At 61.8% G+C, this 16,032-nt stretch carries 15 protein-coding genes; 5 read left to right on the forward strand and 10 right to left on the reverse strand.

The features are described from left to right. Position 1: 1 nt before the first annotated feature. The 5 genes from Q8M42_RS13475 to Q8M42_RS13495 all read left to right on the forward strand — a co-directional run bounded on the left by Q8M42_RS13475 (position 2) and on the right by Q8M42_RS13495 (position 4,532). Positions 2-982, forward strand: a complete 981-nt coding sequence (locus tag Q8M42_RS13475; protein ID WP_304865363.1) for a magnesium transporter CorA family protein — start codon at positions 2-4, stop codon at positions 980-982. Positions 983-1,007: 25 nt separating this feature from the next. Beyond that, positions 1,008-1,160 carry a hypothetical protein gene (locus Q8M42_RS13480; RefSeq protein WP_304865365.1) on the forward strand — a complete coding sequence of 51 codons (153 nt, stop codon included), beginning with the start codon at positions 1,008-1,010 and terminating at the stop codon, positions 1,158-1,160. 39 nt (positions 1,161-1,199) lie between these two features. Next, entirely contained in the window at positions 1,200-2,309 is a 1,110-nt protein-coding gene (locus Q8M42_RS13485) for a GNAT family N-acetyltransferase/peptidase C39 family protein (protein ID WP_304865367.1), read from the forward strand. A 171-nt stretch (positions 2,310-2,480) separates the two neighbouring features. Beyond that, a complete protein-coding gene (locus tag Q8M42_RS13490) occupies positions 2,481-3,839 on the forward strand; it encodes a glutamine synthetase family protein (RefSeq protein WP_304865368.1) in 1,359 nt (452 codons plus the stop codon). A 369-nt stretch (positions 3,840-4,208) separates the two neighbouring features. After that, positions 4,209-4,532 (forward strand): hypothetical protein, encoded by a 324-nt coding sequence (locus Q8M42_RS13495; protein WP_304865370.1) that lies wholly within the window; start codon positions 4,209-4,211, stop codon positions 4,530-4,532. 90 nt (positions 4,533-4,622) lie between these two features. On the opposite strand, the gene Q8M42_RS13500 is transcribed toward Q8M42_RS13495, so the two are convergent. The 10 genes from Q8M42_RS13500 to Q8M42_RS13545 all read right to left on the reverse strand — a co-directional run bounded on the left by Q8M42_RS13500 (position 4,623) and on the right by Q8M42_RS13545 (position 15,925). Then, on the reverse strand, positions 4,623-5,747 hold the full coding sequence (locus Q8M42_RS13500) for an ABC transporter permease (RefSeq protein ID WP_304865372.1): 1,125 nt from the start codon (positions 5,745-5,747) through the stop codon (positions 4,623-4,625). A gap of 1 nt (position 5,748) precedes the next feature. Beyond that, positions 5,749-8,478 carry a ribosome-associated ATPase/putative transporter RbbA gene (gene rbbA / locus Q8M42_RS13505; RefSeq protein ID WP_304865374.1) on the reverse strand — a complete coding sequence of 910 codons (2,730 nt, stop codon included), beginning with the start codon at positions 8,476-8,478 and terminating at the stop codon, positions 5,749-5,751. Then, complete coding sequence (locus tag Q8M42_RS13510) at positions 8,475-9,545, reverse strand: HlyD family secretion protein (RefSeq protein WP_304865376.1); 1,071 nt, start codon at positions 9,543-9,545, stop codon at positions 8,475-8,477. Before Q8M42_RS13510 ends, rbbA begins: the two co-directional genes overlap by 4 nt. 64 nt (positions 9,546-9,609) lie before the next feature. Then, the gene (locus Q8M42_RS13515; protein WP_275963380.1) at positions 9,610-9,912 is read right to left on the reverse strand and encodes a chaperone modulator CbpM; all 303 of its coding nucleotides are present in this window, start codon (positions 9,910-9,912) and stop codon (positions 9,610-9,612) included. Continuing rightward, positions 9,912-10,859, reverse strand: coding sequence for a DnaJ C-terminal domain-containing protein (locus Q8M42_RS13520; RefSeq protein ID WP_304865380.1), 948 nt, complete (start codon positions 10,857-10,859; stop codon positions 9,912-9,914). The genes Q8M42_RS13515 and Q8M42_RS13520 overlap by 1 nt, the downstream gene beginning before the upstream one ends. A 52-nt stretch (positions 10,860-10,911) precedes the next feature. Further along, complete coding sequence (gene arcC, locus Q8M42_RS13525) at positions 10,912-11,889, reverse strand: carbamate kinase (protein ID WP_304865382.1); 978 nt, start codon at positions 11,887-11,889, stop codon at positions 10,912-10,914. A 19-nt stretch (positions 11,890-11,908) separates the two neighbouring features. After that, entirely contained in the window at positions 11,909-12,907 is a 999-nt protein-coding gene (gene argF / locus Q8M42_RS13530; protein WP_304865383.1) for an ornithine carbamoyltransferase, read from the reverse strand. Positions 12,908-12,932: 25 nt separating this feature from the next. Continuing rightward, positions 12,933-14,153 carry an arginine deiminase gene (locus Q8M42_RS13535; RefSeq protein ID WP_304865385.1) on the reverse strand — a complete coding sequence of 407 codons (1,221 nt, stop codon included), beginning with the start codon at positions 14,151-14,153 and terminating at the stop codon, positions 12,933-12,935. Between the two features lie 48 nt (positions 14,154-14,201). Next, a complete protein-coding gene (arcD, locus tag Q8M42_RS13540; protein WP_304865387.1) occupies positions 14,202-15,671 on the reverse strand; it encodes an arginine-ornithine antiporter in 1,470 nt (489 codons plus the stop codon). After that, positions 15,668-15,925, reverse strand: a complete 258-nt coding sequence (locus Q8M42_RS13545; RefSeq protein ID WP_304865389.1) for a hypothetical protein — start codon at positions 15,923-15,925, stop codon at positions 15,668-15,670. Before Q8M42_RS13545 ends, arcD begins: the two co-directional genes overlap by 4 nt. Between the last annotated feature and the right edge of the window lie 107 nt (positions 15,926-16,032).

Raw genomic sequence — 16,032 nt, forward strand, 5'->3', positions numbered from 1 at the left:
CATGCGCCAGAGCTATCAACTGAAAGGCGGCGCGCTGCTCGCCTGTAGCGACGATACCGCGCCCTTACAACTATGCATCGCCCCGGATACCGCGGAGCGCGACTGGCTGCGCCAGCGCTTTGGCCTAGACGCGCACACCCTGGACTCGGCGCTAGATCCGGACGAAATCTCGCGCGTCGAGTTCCACCCCGGCGCGCTGTTCCTGATATGGAAGCGGCCGGAGAGCTATTCCGGCAACGAGAACTGCACCTTCGAGGTATCGTCGTTCGGCATGCTGCTCGACGAGCGCCAGCTGCTACTGATTGCCACCGCCGACTCTCTACTATGCAGCCTGCACAAGCGTCGCGACCTGCAGCGGCCTCTGGATGTGCTGCTGGCGCTGTTGCTGAGCAACATCCACCACTATCAGGGTCATCTCAAGGTTATAAAGCTGGCGGCACGCGAACTGCAGCAACGTTTCAACCAGACCATGCACAACCAGCATCTGCTGCAGATGTTCGGCCTCAGTGAGAGCCTGATCTACTACCTCAACGCCATACAGAGCAACGGCGCGGTGCTCGGCCGCCTGCGCGACTATGGCGAGCGGGCCGGCTTCGAAGCAGCCACCCTGGGGTTGCTCGACGACCTGATTATCGAGAACGAGCAGTGCATAAAGCAGGCCGAGATATACGCCTCTGTGCTGTCGGGGCTGATGGACGCTCGCGGCAACCTGCTCAACGCCAACATGAACGAGATGTTGCGCAAGCTCACCCTGATCAACGTGGTGTTCCTGCCGCTGAATCTGATCGCAGGCATCGGCGGCATGTCCGAATTCAGCATGATCACTCAGGCCGTGCCGTGGTGGGTGTCCTATCCCTTGTTTATCGCCGCCCTGACCGGCCTGGCAGGACTGATGCTGCTGGGCCTGCGGCGCCTATTCGGTTCACCGCCTGCCCGCACTCTGCCGCCCTCTGCTTGCCGCCCTGTAAGGGCTGCAAGCTAGCCGTCAACCACGCCAAGGAAACATCATGGAATCCCAAGATATCGGTCTGCTCGTGCTACCTGTGATCCTGCTCGTCGCCTTCGCCATCAACTACTTCGACAAACGCTTCATGACGGCAGGCGAACAGCGCTCAGCTCGCAACCCGGATCGCCGCGACGATACGTCTGCCCCGCTCTGACATCCGCTCAAAACGCCTCAAAGCCACCGACCACGCCCTATGCATTTCTCTTTTCGCAGTGCCATCGCCGACGACCTAGCGCCCCTGCTCGCTCTGGAAAACCAGTGCTTCGAGCACGACCGTCTCTCGCCCCGCAGCTTCCAGTGGATGATCACACGGGCCAACGCGAGCCTGATTGTGGCCCAACACCAGAAGCAGGTGATGGGCTATGCGCTGTTGCTGTTTCATCGCCGCACCTCGCTGGCGCGTCTCTATTCCATCGCCATCGCCCCTGAGGCGCGCGGCCACGGGCTGGGCAAGCGTCTACTGGCCGAGGCCGAGCAGTGGGCACTTGAGCACGACTGCGCCTACCTGCGCTTGGAAGTGCGCACCGACAACACCACGGCTATCCGCCTCTATGAGGGAGCCGGTTACCGGCGCTTCGCCGAGGTGGACGACTACTACGAGGATCACACAAAGGCCCTGCGCTACGAGAAGTGCATCATCCAGCGCCCGCTCGGGGCAATCCGCGCAGTGCCGTACTACCAGCAGACCACCGAGTTCACCTGCGGCCCCGCCAGCCTGATGATGGCCATGGCTGCCCTGCAGCCGGCTAGCCCGTTGCAGCGCCGCGAGGAAATCCAGTTATGGCGTGAGGCTACCACCATCTTCATGACCTCTGGGCATGGCGGCTGTAGCCCGCAGGGGCTCGCACTGGCAGCCTGGCGGCGTGGTTTCCGCGTGTGCCTGCAGGTCAGCGTGCAGGGGCCGTTGTTCCTCGACGGAGTGCGCCGCGAAAGTAAGCGCGAGGTGATGCGTCAGGTACACGAGGCGTTCTGCGAGGAACTGCAGTCCAGCGACGTCGAAAGCCTACCCGCCGGAGCACTGGATCTAAGCCAAGTGCTCATCGGCGGCGGCCAACCGCTAGTGCTGATCAGCAGCTACCGCTTCACTCGCAACAAGGCGCCGCATTGGGTGTTGGTCACCGGCTGCGACCATGACTTCGTCTACCTACACGATCCCAGTCGTCAGCGCCAGTCGTTGGACTGCCAGAACGTGCCAGTCAGCCACGCGCAGTTCCTGCGCATGCGCACATTCGGCGTCGACAAACTGCGCGCCGCAGTCGTGCTCTATCTACGCCAGCCAGCCCGTAGACGTTGGGCATGCTGATCAGGTCGCAACAAACTTCCTCATGCCACTCGATGCCTCCATGGCCCGAAATCCTTCTCGCCCCCTGGCCTGTTCAGCTGCAGCGCTAGCACAGCCGGGGTCATTTCAAGAAGCAGAGGCACCTGACCCAGGTGCCTTATTAGTCACACTCATGAACTTTTCGAGGCTTGTATGACACCTTCAGTTGGACAGCTTGAACAACGGCTTAAGCAACAGGGCATTGCCGAAATCGAATGCGTGGTGAGCGACCTCACCGGCGTCGCCCGCGGCAAGATTTCTCCTATCAACAAATTCCTCGACGAAGGCGGAATGCGACTTCCGGAGGGCATCCTGTTGCTGACGGTGACCGGCGACTTGATCAAGGACGAAGACTATTACCACCTGCTCGACGAGGCGGGCGTCGACATGATCTGCCGTCCGGACCCGAATGCCATTTTCCTGCTGCCGTGGGCATTGGAGCCGACAGCGATGGTCATTCACGACACCTTCGACAGGCTCGGCAACCCCGTCGAACTGTCGCCGCGCAATGTGCTCAAGCGAGTGCTCGGGCTCTATGCCGACAAAGGCTGGAAGCCGGTAGTGGCGCCGGAAATGGAGTTTTACCTGACCAAGCGCAGCATCGACCCCGACCTCCCCATCGAGGCTCCCGAAGGTCGCTCCGGGCGTTCGGAAAGCGGCAGACAGAGCTTCTCCATCGAAGCCGCCAACGAGTTCGACGCGTTATTCGACGACGTCTACAGCTGGTGTAAGACTCAGTGTTTGGGCCTGGACACGCTGGTTCACGAAGGTGGTCCCGCACAGATGGAGATCAACTTCCATCATGGCGACGCCTTGAGCCTGGCCGACCAGATCATTGTGTTCAAGCGCACCATGCGTGAGGCCACCTTCAGGCATGATGTCAGCGTGACCTTTATGGCCAAGCCGATCACCGATGAGCCTGGCAGTGCCATGCACATCCACCAGAGCGTGCAAGACCTCACCACCGGCAGGAACCTCTTCGCCAACGAAGACGGCTCCATGAGCGACCTGTTTCTTCACTACATCGGCGGCCTGCAGAAGTACACGCCGATAGCGCTGCCGATGTTAGCGCCGAACGTGAACTCCTTTCGACGTTTCCTGTCGGACACCTCCGCACCGGTTAACGTCGAGTGGGGGCGCGATAATCGCACCGTGGGTCTGCGCGTACCGGCGGCATCGCCTGCCGCCATGCGAGTGGAGAACCGCTTGCCGGGTGCCGACGCAAACCCTTATCTAGCACTGGCCGCCAGCCTGCTATGCGGCTATCTGGGCATGATCGAAAGGATTGCTCCCAGCGCTCCGGCGCAAGGGCGTGCCAACGAACGCTGCAATCTAAGCCTGCCGACCACCATAGAGGATGCGCTGGTACAAATGGAGAAGTGCGCGGTGCTGAAGGAATACCTGGGCCACAAATTCGTGCAGGGCTACATCGCGGTAAAACGTAAAGAGCATGAGAGCTACCTGCGCGTGATCAGCCCCTGGGAGCGCGAATTCCTTCAGCTGAGCGTATGAGAGCCTGTTGCCCTGGCAAAATGAACATGCTGGGTTGCTCCTGACTGCATCGACACACTTGGCCGTTTAGGGCGGCGAGCAAAGAGGGCGCGGCTGATGAAAAAAACAAAAGGGGACGGACCTACTAATCGGGAGGACTGACCACGTTTGGCCGACTGCGGCCTATCGTGCATTTACCAACCCACCCAGCAACTACCGCGGTGAAGCTGAAATCCAAGGCGAAGGGTTATCACGCCCAACCGCGCATGCTTCGACCTGCCGCCACTATCCAGCCTTCCCCCTAGCCCTGCCTCGCCCCCGCAATAAGCAGTTGGCGTGCTAAGCGAACCGTGTAGAATCCCGCGCCCCAAAAATGCAGGAGACAACACGTTGGCTATTCACTACACCGCGTCCGCGGAAAATGTCGCATGTGGACGCACCGGCTCGAACCTGAGCAGTACCCAGGATGTCACTCAGGTTTCATGCAAGCTGTGCCTGCGCAGCGTTGAAAAAGGCACTGCCGAACCTGTCCGTAAAACCCCAAGTCTTGCTGAGCTCAGAGCCGCCGCAAAAGCGGCGAAGGCCGCTGCCGCGGCTGAGCTGGTAAAGCCAACCGCTACTCTGAAACCCCGCGCCGAATGGCAGCAGCGCCTGGAGCAACTGCCGGGGAGAAACCGCATCCCGCGCGGCATGGTTCGGCAGGTATTTGTTTAAGCGCTGCGGGTCGATTGCTACCTGTCGTCAACTACTCGCACGCTGTTAAAGCACGGCCCCGTGGTGGCGTAAGCCCTTGCTGCGCCACCCTTAGGACATCTGTGCCAGCGTCTTACGAAAGCGCAGCAGCGCGCCGGTAAAAAACAGCGCGCCGATGCCAATGATCGCCAGGAACTGCGGCCACACAGTGGCGAAACCCGCGCCGCGATAGAGAATCGCCTGGGCCAGATCGACGAAGTGAGTGGTCGGCGCCACCAGCATGATCTGCTGCACCAGCTCGGGCATGCTTTCACGCGGTGTGGTGCCGCCGGAAAGGATCTGCAGCGGGATCAGCACCAGAATGATCAACAGGCCCAATTGCGGCATCGAGCGCGCGATGGTGCCGAAGAAAATGCCCATTGAGGTGGTCGCGAACAGGTGCAGCAGCGCGCCGCACAAGAACAGCGGCAGCGAGCCGGCAATTGGTACCTGCAGCCAGCCTTGCACCACCAGCAGCAGCGACAACGCGGTGGCCAGCAGCACGACCAGGCCCATCGACCAGACCTTGGCCAGCATGATCTCGGGTGGCGTCACCGGCATCACCAGCAGGTGCTCGATGGTGCCGTGTTCGCGTTCGCGGATCAGTGCTGCGCCCGTGAGAATGATCGACAGCATGGTGATCTGGTTGATCACCTCCATCACCGAGCCGAACCAGCTGCGCGTCAGGTTTGGGTTAAACGCGACGCGCACGGCCAATGCGGCCTGCTGCGGCAGATCGGCACGGTAGTGGCGCAAGAACGCGCTGACTTCCTCGACGCCGATCATTTGGATATAGCCCGCACCGGTAAACGCCATGCTCACCTGTGTGGCATCGACGTTGAGCTGGATCGCGGGGCTATGCCCGGCAAGTACATCGCGCTGAAAATCCGGTGGGATATTGAGGGTGAAGGTGTACTGCCCGGAGTCCATGCCGTGATCCATTTCGCTCAGTTCGATACGTTGCGGCGGGCGAAAAAACGGTGGTTGGAAGGCATCAATCAAGCGGGCCGAGAGCGGTGAGCGGTCTTCGTCGACCACTGCAATCGAGGCGTTGTGCAGGCTCTCCGGCATGCTGGTGGCGGCCGTGATGATGCCCAGGGTAAAGGCCCAGATAATCAGCAAGAGCAGCGCAGGGTCACGCTGCAGGCTGCGCAGTTCCTTGAGCCCCAGGTGGAAGATATTCGCCAGCTGTTCCATCTCAGGCCTCCTGCTTTTTCAGTAGGCTGGTGCACAGTGCCAGCAGGACGGGGATGGTAATCAGCAACGCGATGAAATAGCTGTACAGCTCAGTGAAACCCAGCGCTTTGGAGAACACCCCACGGCTGATGATGAGAAAGTGCGAGGTGGGATAAATCTGCCCAACCAGCGCGCCAAAGCCTTCGAGTGATGCCACCGGGTAGATCAGCCCGGAGAACTGGATGGCCGGAATCAGGGTGACGATGGCCGTGCCGAATACCGCAGCAATCTGGCTGCGGGTAAAGGTCGACATCAGCAAGCCCATGGCCGTGGCGCAGCTGATGTACAGCAGGCCACCGGTTAGCAAGGCCAGTAGGCTGCCCTTGAGCGGCACATCGAACACCCATACCGCCGCTATCACCAGCAGCACAAAATTGAGCATGCCCAGGGCGATGTAAGGCAGTTGCTTGCCAAGCAGAAACTCCAGGCGGGTAACCGGCGTGACATACAGGTTGATGATCGAGCCCAGCTCCTTTTCGCGCACCACGCCAAGGGCGGTAAGCATTGCCGGAATCAGCATCAGCAGCAGCGGAATCACCGCCGGCACCATGGCATTCAGGCTTTCCACATCCGGGTTGTAGCGGTAGCGCACCTCCAGGGTCGGCAGGCTACTTCGCGTAGACGCACTGTCCTGGCGGGCCAGCTCCTGCAAGTAGCCGGCATGCAGGCCCATCACATAGCCTTTGATGGTTTCGGCGCGCATCGGCATGGCGCCGTCGAGCCACATGCCGATTTGCGGTACGCCACCGCGCTTGAGGTCACGGCCGAAGTTGGGCGGGATTTCCACCGCCAGGCTGATCTCGCCACTGCGCATGCGCCGGTCCAGCTCGTCGTAATCGCGCAGCGGCGCTTGCTCGATAAAGTAGCGCGAGCCGGCCAGGTTGAGCGCGTACGCCTGGCTGGTGGTGGTCTGGTCGCGGTCGAGCACCGCGTAGGTCAGGTTCTCGACATCCAGGCTGATGCCGTAGCCAATGATAAACAGCAGCAACAGACTGCCGAGCAACGCCATGCTGCCGCGAATCGGGTCGCGGCGCAGTTCCAGGGCTTCCCGGCGGGTATAGCTGAACAGGCGCAGCAGGCTGAAGCGCTTGCGTTTCAGCTCATTGCTCTGCGCTGCTGGAGCCTCCGCTTCTGGTGCGGGCTGTTGTGCTTTTTCGCCGACGGCATCCTGCAGGTAGGCGATAAAGGTCGCCTCCAGGGTTGGCAGGCCGCGCTTGGCCATCAGGGCTTTGGGCGTGTCGCTGTCGAGCACCTTGCCGGCGTGCATCAAGGAGATGCGGTCGCAACGCAGGGCTTCGTTCATAAAGTGGGTGGAGATAAATATCGTCACGCCGTCATTGCGCGAAAGGTCGAGCATCATCTGCCAGAACACATCACGGGCAATTGGATCGACGCCTGATGTCGGCTCATCGAGGATCAAAATTTCTGGCTTATGGATGACCGCTACAGCCAGTGAAAGACGCTGGCGAATACCCAGCGGCAGGCGCTCGGGCAGCTGCTCCATAACGTCGCCAAGGCTGAAACGCTCAGCCATGGCAGTCACCCGCCCTGCTATCTCCGTGCCCGGTACGTGAAACAGCTGGGCGTGCAACACCAGGTTCTGCCGCACACTCAGCTCGGCATACAGCGAGAATGACTGCGACATATAGCCGACCCGCTTGCGCGTGGCCATATCGCTGGCATTTACCTCCTGACCGAATAGCAGGGCTTGCCCTTCGCTGGCGGGCAGCAAGCCGGTAAGCATCTTCATGGTGGTGGTTTTGCCGCAGCCATTGGAGCCGAGAAAGCCGAAGATTTCCCCGCGCTCGATGCGGAAGTCGACGTGGTCGACCGCGACAAAATCGCCGAAGCGCATGCTCAGGTCGCGCGCTTCAATGGCAATTTCCTGTTCGCCAGCCGGGCGTGGCGGGATCACCAGTTGCTTATGGCCCTGGCGTTTGGCTTCCGGCATCAGGGCGATAAACGCCTCTTCCAGGCTTGTGCATTGAGTGCGTTGCAGCAGCTCGGCCGGGCTGCCGGTGGCCAATACGGCACCGTCATCGATGGCCAGCAAATGGTCGAAGCGCTCGGCCTCCTCCATGTACGCAGTGGCTACCAACACACTCATCTGCGGGCGCTGGCGGCGAATACGTTCGATCAATTCCCAGAACTGGTTACGCGACAGCGGATCGACGCCGGTGGTGGGCTCGTCGAGGATCAGCAAGTCAGGGTCGTGGATCAGCGCGCAACACAGCCCGAGTTTTTGCTTCATGCCGCCGGACAGTTTGCCCGCTGGCCGCTCACCAAATTCACTGAGGCCCGTGCTGCGCAGCAGTTCGGCAATACGGGTTTTACGTTCAGCTTCGGCCTGGCCAAACAGGCGGGCAAAGAAGTCCAGGTTCTCGATCACCGAGAGCGTCGGATAGAGGTTCTTGCCCAGCCCCTGGGGCATATAGGCGATATGCGGACAGACTTGCCGGCGGTGAGCGCGGCTGGCCATATCGCCGCCGAGCACTTCGATCTGCCCGCTCTGGATTTTGCGTGCGCCGGCAATCAGCGCCAACAGGCTGGATTTGCCCACACCGTCTGGGCCGATCAAGCCAACCATGCACTGCGCGGGAATTTCCAGGCTGACTGCATTGAGGGCGCAGGTTTTGCCGTACTGCAGGCTGACATCCTGCAGCTGCGCGACTGGCGCTGCAGGCGCACTCACTGCGGAACCTTGATCGCCAGTTCTGCAGGCCACTCGGCCTGTGGGTCGAGGCGCAGATAAGCCACGCCGGGTACGCCGGTTTTCACCTGAGTGAGGTGGCGCTGCAACAGTTCTGGATCAAGCCGTGCTTTGACCCGAAACATCAGCTTTTCGCGCTCGCTGGCGGTTTCCACGGTTTTCGGCGTGAACTGGGCGACGCTGGCCACGTAGCTGACCTTGGCCGGAATTACATACTGCGGTACGGCATCGATCACCAGACGAACTTCGGCACCCAGCGCCACCCGGCCGGCCTGCTGCTCCGGCAGGAAAAAGGTCATGTAGACATCGCTCAGGTCGACCAGGTTAAGCACCTTGCCGCCCGCGCCGATCACCTCACCCGGCTCGGCGATGCGGTACTGCACACGCCCTGCGCGCGGCGCCTTGAGCTGACTGTCCTCGATATCGATCTGTAAGCGCTCGACGCTGGCTTGGGTGGCCTCCACAGCCGACTGCGCCTCAATCACCTGGGACTGTGCGGCGGCAATGCCCGCCTCAGCCGAAATAACCTGGGACTGTGCGGCCGCCAGCGCCGCCTGGGTGCTTTGCAGCCGGGCAAGGTCGTCATCCAGTTGCTGCTGCGCCATGGCATTGCGTTTGACCAGGATCGCGCTGCGGGCGTGGCGCTTTTGCGCGGCAGACACTTCAGCCTGGCGCTGGCGCACGATGGCCTGCGCGGTGACTTTCTCACTCTCGCGCAGGCGAACCTGGGCACTGGCCGTCAATTGGCTGTTCTGCGCCTGGCGCATTTGCGCCTGGGCCTGCAGCACTTGCGCCTGGAGTACCTGGGTGTCCATGCGCGCAATCACTTGCCCGGCCTCGACGAACTCGCCCTCCTCAACCTCAATGCTGGCGATGCGCCCCGGTAGCTTGCTGGCCGCGTCAACGTCGGTGGCTTCAATCCGTCCGTTACCGCTGGCGAAGCCATCCCCCAGGCCCTCGGGGCGCAGGGTGTACCAGAGCAGGCCGGCGATAATTGCCACGACGGCAACGCTGGCGGCAGGAAAGATCCATTTTCGACTGACTGACATAATGACCTTGAGTCTCTAAACAAAGGAATTGGCTACTGCGACACTCGGCGTCACACCGTGCGAGCTAGGGCTGTTCGAAGCGGCTCAAGCGGCGCCGCAGGTGGCTGTTTTCGGCGCGTAGCTGCTCCAGCTCATCAAGCAACTGCAACGCCAGGGCCACACCGGCCCACTCAAGTTGCAGCTCAACCTGTAAGCGCAACGCCCGCTTGGCGACGGACAGTGCATGGCTGCTAAACCGCCATTGCTCCGGTGTAGCACCGCAAGGTTCGACGATGCCGTGTTCGATAATTTCCAGCAGTACCGCCTGCGGCAGCTCAGCGCACAGGCAGAACTCGTGAATGTCTAATTGCAGGGTCTGGCTACTCATCACTGGCTCCACTGCGCGCGCGGATTGAAGGCGGCTTGCTCGGCCAGTTGTGCCCATAACGCGCGCACAGGCTCGTCGGTTTGAGCCGGGATGACGAGCTTGAACAATGCATACAGGTCACCCGGCTCGCCGGTTTTGTTGCGCAGCCCCTTGCCTTTGATTCGCAACCGTTGCCCTGTTTGGGTATTGGCGGGTATGCGCAGGCTGATTTTGCCGCTCAGCGTCGGCAGGGTAACTTGGCTGCCCAGCGCGGCCTCCCAAGGCGCCAATGGCACGGTGAGGACCAGGTTGTGCCCCTCAACATCGAACAATGGGTGGGGCACGAAGTGAATGAGCAAATACAAGTCGCCATGTCCGCCGCCACCTACCCCCAGCGCGCCCTGCCCTTTCAAGCGGATGCGTTCGCCATTGCTGACCCCAGGCGGGATTTTTACATTCAAGGTCTTGCTGATCGCCGGCAGAGGCTGACCGTCAGCGCTGTATTGCGGGAGTTGGAAGGCAATGGTCTTGGTGTCATCGCTCAGGGTTTCTTCCAGCAGCAGCGGCAGCGCCATTTCAACGTCCTGGCCTCTGCGCGCGCGGCTGCGGCCGGCGTCCTGGAAACGCCCCGCGCCACCAAACAGCGACTCGAAAAACTCGGAATACTCACTGCCCGCGCTGCCACCCTCGGAAAAACCCGCATGGCCTGGCGGTTGCCAGCCCGGTGGCGGCTCAAAGGGCCGACCTTGCTCGGCGTATTTGCGCAGTTCATCGTACTCGGCGCGCTTTTCCGCGCTTTTCAGCACCTCATAGGCTTCGGCGACTTCCTTGAATTTATTTTCTGCGTCCGCTTCCTTGCTGACGTCTGGGTGGTATTTGCGCGCCAGTTTGCGGTAAGCCGCCTTCACGGCTTTGTCATCTGCCCCCGGTTCAAGCCCGAGCACCTTGTAGTAATCCTTGAAGTCCATCGAGCCACCTTGGGTCGTCTACCGACACGTTGCTTGCAGCAGTAAACGCTGCTCAGGTGCGAGAGGTTTTGTCAGAGATCAAGAGAGTTGGCATTGCCGACTCTGGGGCCGTGTCCACCACTGCCGGACAGACCTGAGTGCCGGCGGTGCCGGCGAGCATCTCTTCGATCTGCTCCAGCGAACCGATCACCGCACGCTGACCGGTCGCCAGGACGAAAGCCTGCGCAGCTGCGACCTTGGGCCCCATGGAGCCTGCGGCGAACGCGTGCTCACTCAGTTGTTGTGGCGTGACCTTGCCGAGGGCGCGTTGCGTAGGTTTGCCCCAATCGAGGTAGATCGCCGCCACATCGGTGGCAATCACCAGCACCTCGGCATGCAGCTCACGCGCCAGCAGGCTGCTGCAGAGGTCTTTATCGATTACCGCCTCCACGCCATGCAGAACGTTGCCCTCCCCCTTGCGCGCCACCGGGATACCGCCGCCGCCGGCCGCAATCACCAGCGCGCCCCGCTCCAACAACCAGCGGATCGCCTGTATGCCGAGCACGCGCAGCGGCTGAGGCGAAGCCACCACGCGGCGGAACGCAGCACCGTCCGCCGCCATGCTCCAGCCCCTGGCAGCAGCCACGTGTACGGATTCGGCCTGGGTGTAGATCGGCCCGATGGGTTTGCTTGGGTGGCCAAAGGCCGGGTCCTGCAGATCCACTTCCACCCGGGTGATCAGCGTGGTGATCGCCCGCGTTGCGGGCAACAGGTTGGCCAGCTCCTGCTCAAGCAGGTAGCCGATCATGCCGTCGGTCTGCGCGCCGAGTACGTCCAGTGGGTAGGCGTCCACGTCAATGTAGGCCGCCGCTTGCAGGGCCAGTAGCCCCACCTGCGGGCCGTTGCCATGGGTCAGCACCAGGTCGTGGTTGGCGGCCACGCGCGCCAATTGAGCAGCGGCGCGGCGAATGTTGGCCAACTGGTTTTCCGCTGTGGGCGGCTGGTCACGTCGCAGCAAGGCATTACCGCCCAGGGCGACGACGACTTTCATGAGTGGGCTCCTGGCGGCGTCATCCGAGGGTCGCTACCAGCACGGCCTTGATGGTGTGCATACGGTTCTCGGCCTGGGTGAAGACAATGGAGGCGTCGGACTCGAACACTTCGTCGGTGACTTCAATCTCGCTCAGGCCATATTTTTCGTGCACCTCGCGGCCCACCTCGGTTTCCAGATTGTGAAAGGCGGGCAGGCAGTGCATGAACTTGCAGCGTGGCTTGCCAGTGGCCTGCATCAGCGCCGTGGTCACCTGATAGGGCAGCAGTTTGTCGATGCGCTGTTGCCACACCGCATCGTCCTGGCCCATTGAAACCCAGACATCGGTGTAGAGAAAATCTGCGCCGGCCACGGCCTTCAGCGGGTCGCTTTCCAGGGTGATGCGTGCCCCAGTGCGGCTAGCCAGCTCGCGCATTTGCGCCACCAGTTCGGCAGGTGGCTGTAGATCGGTTGGCGAGCAGATGCGCACATCCATGCCCATTTGCGTGCCGCCTACCAACAACGAACTGCCCATGTTGAAACTGGCGTCGCCCAGGTAGCAGAAGCTCAATTCGTGCAGTGGCTTTTCGCCGAACTCCTGCATGGTCAGCAAGTCGGCGAGGATCTGTGTGGGGTGCATCTCATCGGTCAGGCCGTTCCACACCGGCACCTTGGCGTAAAGCGCCAGCTCCTCAACCACGCTCTGGTGAAAGCCGCGGTACTCGATGCCGTCGTAGTAGCGGCCCAAAACGCGGGCGGTGTCCTTCAGCGATTCCTTGTGGCCGAGCTGCGAGCTACCGGCATCCAGATAGGTCACGTCTCCACCCTGGTCGTGCACCGCCACCTCGAAGGCGCAGCGGGTGCGCGTCGAGGGCTTCTCGAAAATCAGCACGATGTTTTTACCCGTAAGGCGCGGCTGCTCGTTACCCACCGCTTTCGAGCGTTTCAGTTCGGCGGCCAGGTCAAGCAGGTAGCGCACCTCATCGGGGGCGAAATCCTTCAACGCCAGCAGGCTACGGTTGTGCAGGTTAAAGCTCATGGGCTGCTCTCATAGGGGATAGAGGTCAAAGCGCGTCACGCTCAATCGGGCAACTCATGCAATGGCTACCACCGCGACCGCGGCCCAACTCCGAGCCGGGAATGCTGATCACCTCCACCCCGGCTTTGCGCAACAGGGTGTTGGTGTGGGTATTGCGGGCGTAGCCCATGACCACGCCCGGAGCCAGCGCCAGCAGGTTGTTGCCGTCGTCCCATTGCTCGCGCTCGGACTGCCAGGCGTCACCGCCGGTGGCGACCGAACGCAGCTTGGCCAGGCCCAGTGCTGCGGCCACAACTTCGAGGAAGGGTTGGCTTTCGCTGCGCACGTCCAGGCTGCCTTCACGCTCGCCCGGGCGCAGGCTGTGCACGCGGATCGCATCGACCATTTCGGGGAAGCAGGTCACCAGATCCACGTCACAGAAGGTAAACACCGTGTCCAGGTGCATTGCCCCGCGCGACTTGGGAATCTGCGCGGCCAGCACGTGGGTAGCTCCACCCTGAGCAAACAAGGCGCGGGCAAGCTGGCTGACGGCCTGCGGCGAGGTGCGCTCGCCCATGCCGATCAGCACCACGCCATTGCCCAGCGGCATCAGATCGCCGCCTTCCAGGGTCGCACCGCCATGATCGACATCGGGGTCGCCCCACCAGATTTTCGTCTTGCCAGCGAACAGCGGATGGAAGCGATAAACCGCTGCGGTCAACAGGGTTTCCTGCCGCCGGGCCGGCCAGTACATGGGGCACAGCACCACGCCGTCACCGATCCAGCAGCTGCTGTCGCGGCTGAACAGCGTGTTGGGCAGCGGCGGCAGGAGGAAGTCGCTCGCCGCGGCATAGCGGGCCAGCAGCCCTTCTGGCTCAAACGGCAGCTCGGCACGTGCCAGCCCGCCGATCAGGTGTTCAGCCAGGCGCATGGGCGGCAGCGCTTCTAGCCAGGGCCTTAGTTGCTGCGCCAACTCGCTATCGACAGTGCCCTGGGCGAGTTTGCGATCGAGCAGCCAGGTGCGCGCCTCTGGGTTAGCCATGCTGGTAGCCAGCAGGTCATGCAGCTCCAGCACTTCAACATCGCGGCTGAGCATGGCATTGGTGAAGGCGGCGTGATCATTGCGCGCCTGCTCGACCCAGAGCACGTCGTCGAACAGTAAATCGCGGCAATTGGCCGGCGTCAGGCGCTGCTGCGCCAGACCTGGGCGGCACACCAGTACACGGCGCAAGCGGCCAATTTCAGAGTGCAAACCTTGGGTCGTCATGGCATTGAATTCCTGTTCACAAATGCGCAGATGCGAAATGCAGAGCGCTTACAGCCCGAGCCGGCCCATCAGCAGCAGCGTGGCGGCTACGCCGGCCAGCACCACCAGTGCGGCCAGAATGGCCCACTCCCAAGGGGTAAACATGCGTTCCTGACGCTGGCGCTTGGCCCAGGCGTAGAGCACCACCCCAGGGACATACAACAGGGCACTGAGCAGCAAGTACTTGAAGCCGGCGGCGTACAGCAGCCATAAGCAGTAGACCGTGGCCAACGCAGCGATGGGCACGTCAGCACGCTGGATGGCCGCTTTAACGCCCTCACCGCGCCAGGCCAGCAACAGGCCGTAGGCCGCGCTGAACAGGTAGGGCAGCAAAATCATCGCCGTGGACAGCGAGATCAGCGCCAGATAGGACGCCTCGGAAAACAGTGTCAGAATCAGAAACAGCTGCACCATGCCGTTGGTGAGCCACAGCGCATTGGCCGGCACATGCTTGTCGTTGGTCTGCCCCAGCCACTTCGGCATCACGCCGCCGCCTGCCGGGCTGAACAGCGATTCTGCAGCCAGTAGCATCCAGGCCAGGAAGCCGCCGCCCACCGAGACAATCAGGCCGACGTAGATCAGTACCGCGCCCCAGGTGCCAACAGCGTCTTGCAGTACGCCCGCCATTGATGGGTTTTTCAGGCCGGCCAGGGTCGGCTGGCTGAATACCCCAAGCGACAGCAACGACACCGACATCAAGAGCAGCAAGCAGATCAGAAAGCCGATAACTGTGGCGCGCCCCACGTCCTCACGTTTGCGCGCCCGTGCCGAATACACGCTGGCGCCTTCAATGCCGATAAATACCCAGACCGTCACCAGCATGGTGCTCTTGACCTGATCAAGCACCGAGCCGAGGCTGGCATCGCCCCAGAAGTTCAGGCTGAAGGTTTCCACCTTGAAGGCCATGGCCACCAGCGCGATAAACAGCAGCAGCGGCACGATCTTGGCCAGCGTGACCACCGCATTCAGTACCGCAGCACCTTGAATACCGCGCAGCACCAGCAGGTGGATGACCCATAGCACGATGGACGCGCCCGCGATGGCAGCCGGCGAATTGCCGCTGCCGAACAGCGGAAAGAAGAAGCCCAGCGCACCGAACGCCGCCACCAGATAACCGACATTGCCGATCCAGGCGCTGACCCAGTAACCCCAGGCGGAGTTGAAGCCAACGTACTCACCCGACAACGCGCGGGCATAGGCGTAGACGCCGTTGTCGAGTTCGGGCTTGCGCAGCGAGAGCATCTGGTAGACCCGCACCAGCAGCAACATGCCGATGCCGGTAATGGTCCAGCCGATCAGAATGGCCCCAGCACCGGCGCCCGCCGCCATGTTTTGCGGCAGACCGAAGATGCCGCTGCCGATAATCGAGCCGACCACCAACGCCACCAGCAAGCTCAGGCCCAACTTGGGCGGAGCTTGCGTGGCTGGATTTTCTGTGACCGTTAACGCTGTTACTGGCGGTGTATGAGTGCTGTTCATACCACCCCGTCCACAACAGCCTGCACATGGCACAGCGCTTTGACCTTGGCCTGCAGGGTGCTGGCCATTTCCTGCGCCTCAGCCTGGGTGGTGCCATCGTGTAAATGCAGGGTGATGGTGCCGCTGGCACTCGGCTCGCCTGGAACCTTAATGGGCTCGCAAACGATGCTGAGCGCGGGTTCGTCGGGTTTGTGCGCGCTGGGTGCGAGTTCCTTGACGATGTAGCGATAAACGTCGGAGAGAGGCTGGGTCATAGCAAGTACCTTTGCAGAGGATTACCAGTCACGGCATGCGGCCGTGGGTTGGCCTTAATTCCATCCCCAGTTTGTGCGCCCCTCACTGCGCCGTCTGTTCGACAGCG

Source organism: Pseudomonas sp. (genome assembly GCF_030684895.1).
Classification (GTDB): Bacteria; Pseudomonadota; Gammaproteobacteria; order Pseudomonadales; family Pseudomonadaceae; genus Aquipseudomonas.

Bases quoted from the DNA above. Each gene is read 5' to 3' on its own strand.
- arcC (WP_304865382.1), bottom strand. From the start codon at position 11,889: ATGAAAGTCGTCGTCGCCCTGGGCGGTAATGCCTTGCTGCGACGTGAC.
- Q8M42_RS13510 (WP_304865376.1), bottom strand. From the start codon at position 9,545: ATGTCAGTCAGTCGAAAATGGATCTTTCCTGCCGCCAGCGTTGCCGTC.
- Q8M42_RS13475 (WP_304865363.1), top strand. From the start codon at position 2: ATGCGCCAGAGCTATCAACTGAAAGGCGGCGCGCTGCTCGCCTGTAGC.
- Q8M42_RS13545 (WP_304865389.1), bottom strand. From the start codon at position 15,925: ATGACCCAGCCTCTCTCCGACGTTTATCGCTACATCGTCAAGGAACTC.
- Q8M42_RS13490 (WP_304865368.1), top strand. From the start codon at position 2,481: ATGACACCTTCAGTTGGACAGCTTGAACAACGGCTTAAGCAACAGGGC.
- Q8M42_RS13500 (WP_304865372.1), bottom strand. From the start codon at position 5,747: ATGGAACAGCTGGCGAATATCTTCCACCTGGGGCTCAAGGAACTGCGC.
- Q8M42_RS13520 (WP_304865380.1), bottom strand. From the start codon at position 10,859: ATGGACTTCAAGGATTACTACAAGGTGCTCGGGCTTGAACCGGGGGCA.
- arcD (WP_304865387.1), bottom strand. From the start codon at position 15,671: ATGAACAGCACTCATACACCGCCAGTAACAGCGTTAACGGTCACAGAA.
- Q8M42_RS13535 (WP_304865385.1), bottom strand. From the start codon at position 14,153: ATGACGACCCAAGGTTTGCACTCTGAAATTGGCCGCTTGCGCCGTGTA.
- Q8M42_RS13485 (WP_304865367.1), top strand. From the start codon at position 1,200: ATGCATTTCTCTTTTCGCAGTGCCATCGCCGACGACCTAGCGCCCCTG.
- argF (WP_304865383.1), bottom strand. From the start codon at position 12,907: ATGAGCTTTAACCTGCACAACCGTAGCCTGCTGGCGTTGAAGGATTTC.
- Q8M42_RS13515 (WP_275963380.1), bottom strand. From the start codon at position 9,912: ATGAGTAGCCAGACCCTGCAATTAGACATTCACGAGTTCTGCCTGTGC.
- Q8M42_RS13480 (WP_304865365.1), top strand. From the start codon at position 1,008: ATGGAATCCCAAGATATCGGTCTGCTCGTGCTACCTGTGATCCTGCTC.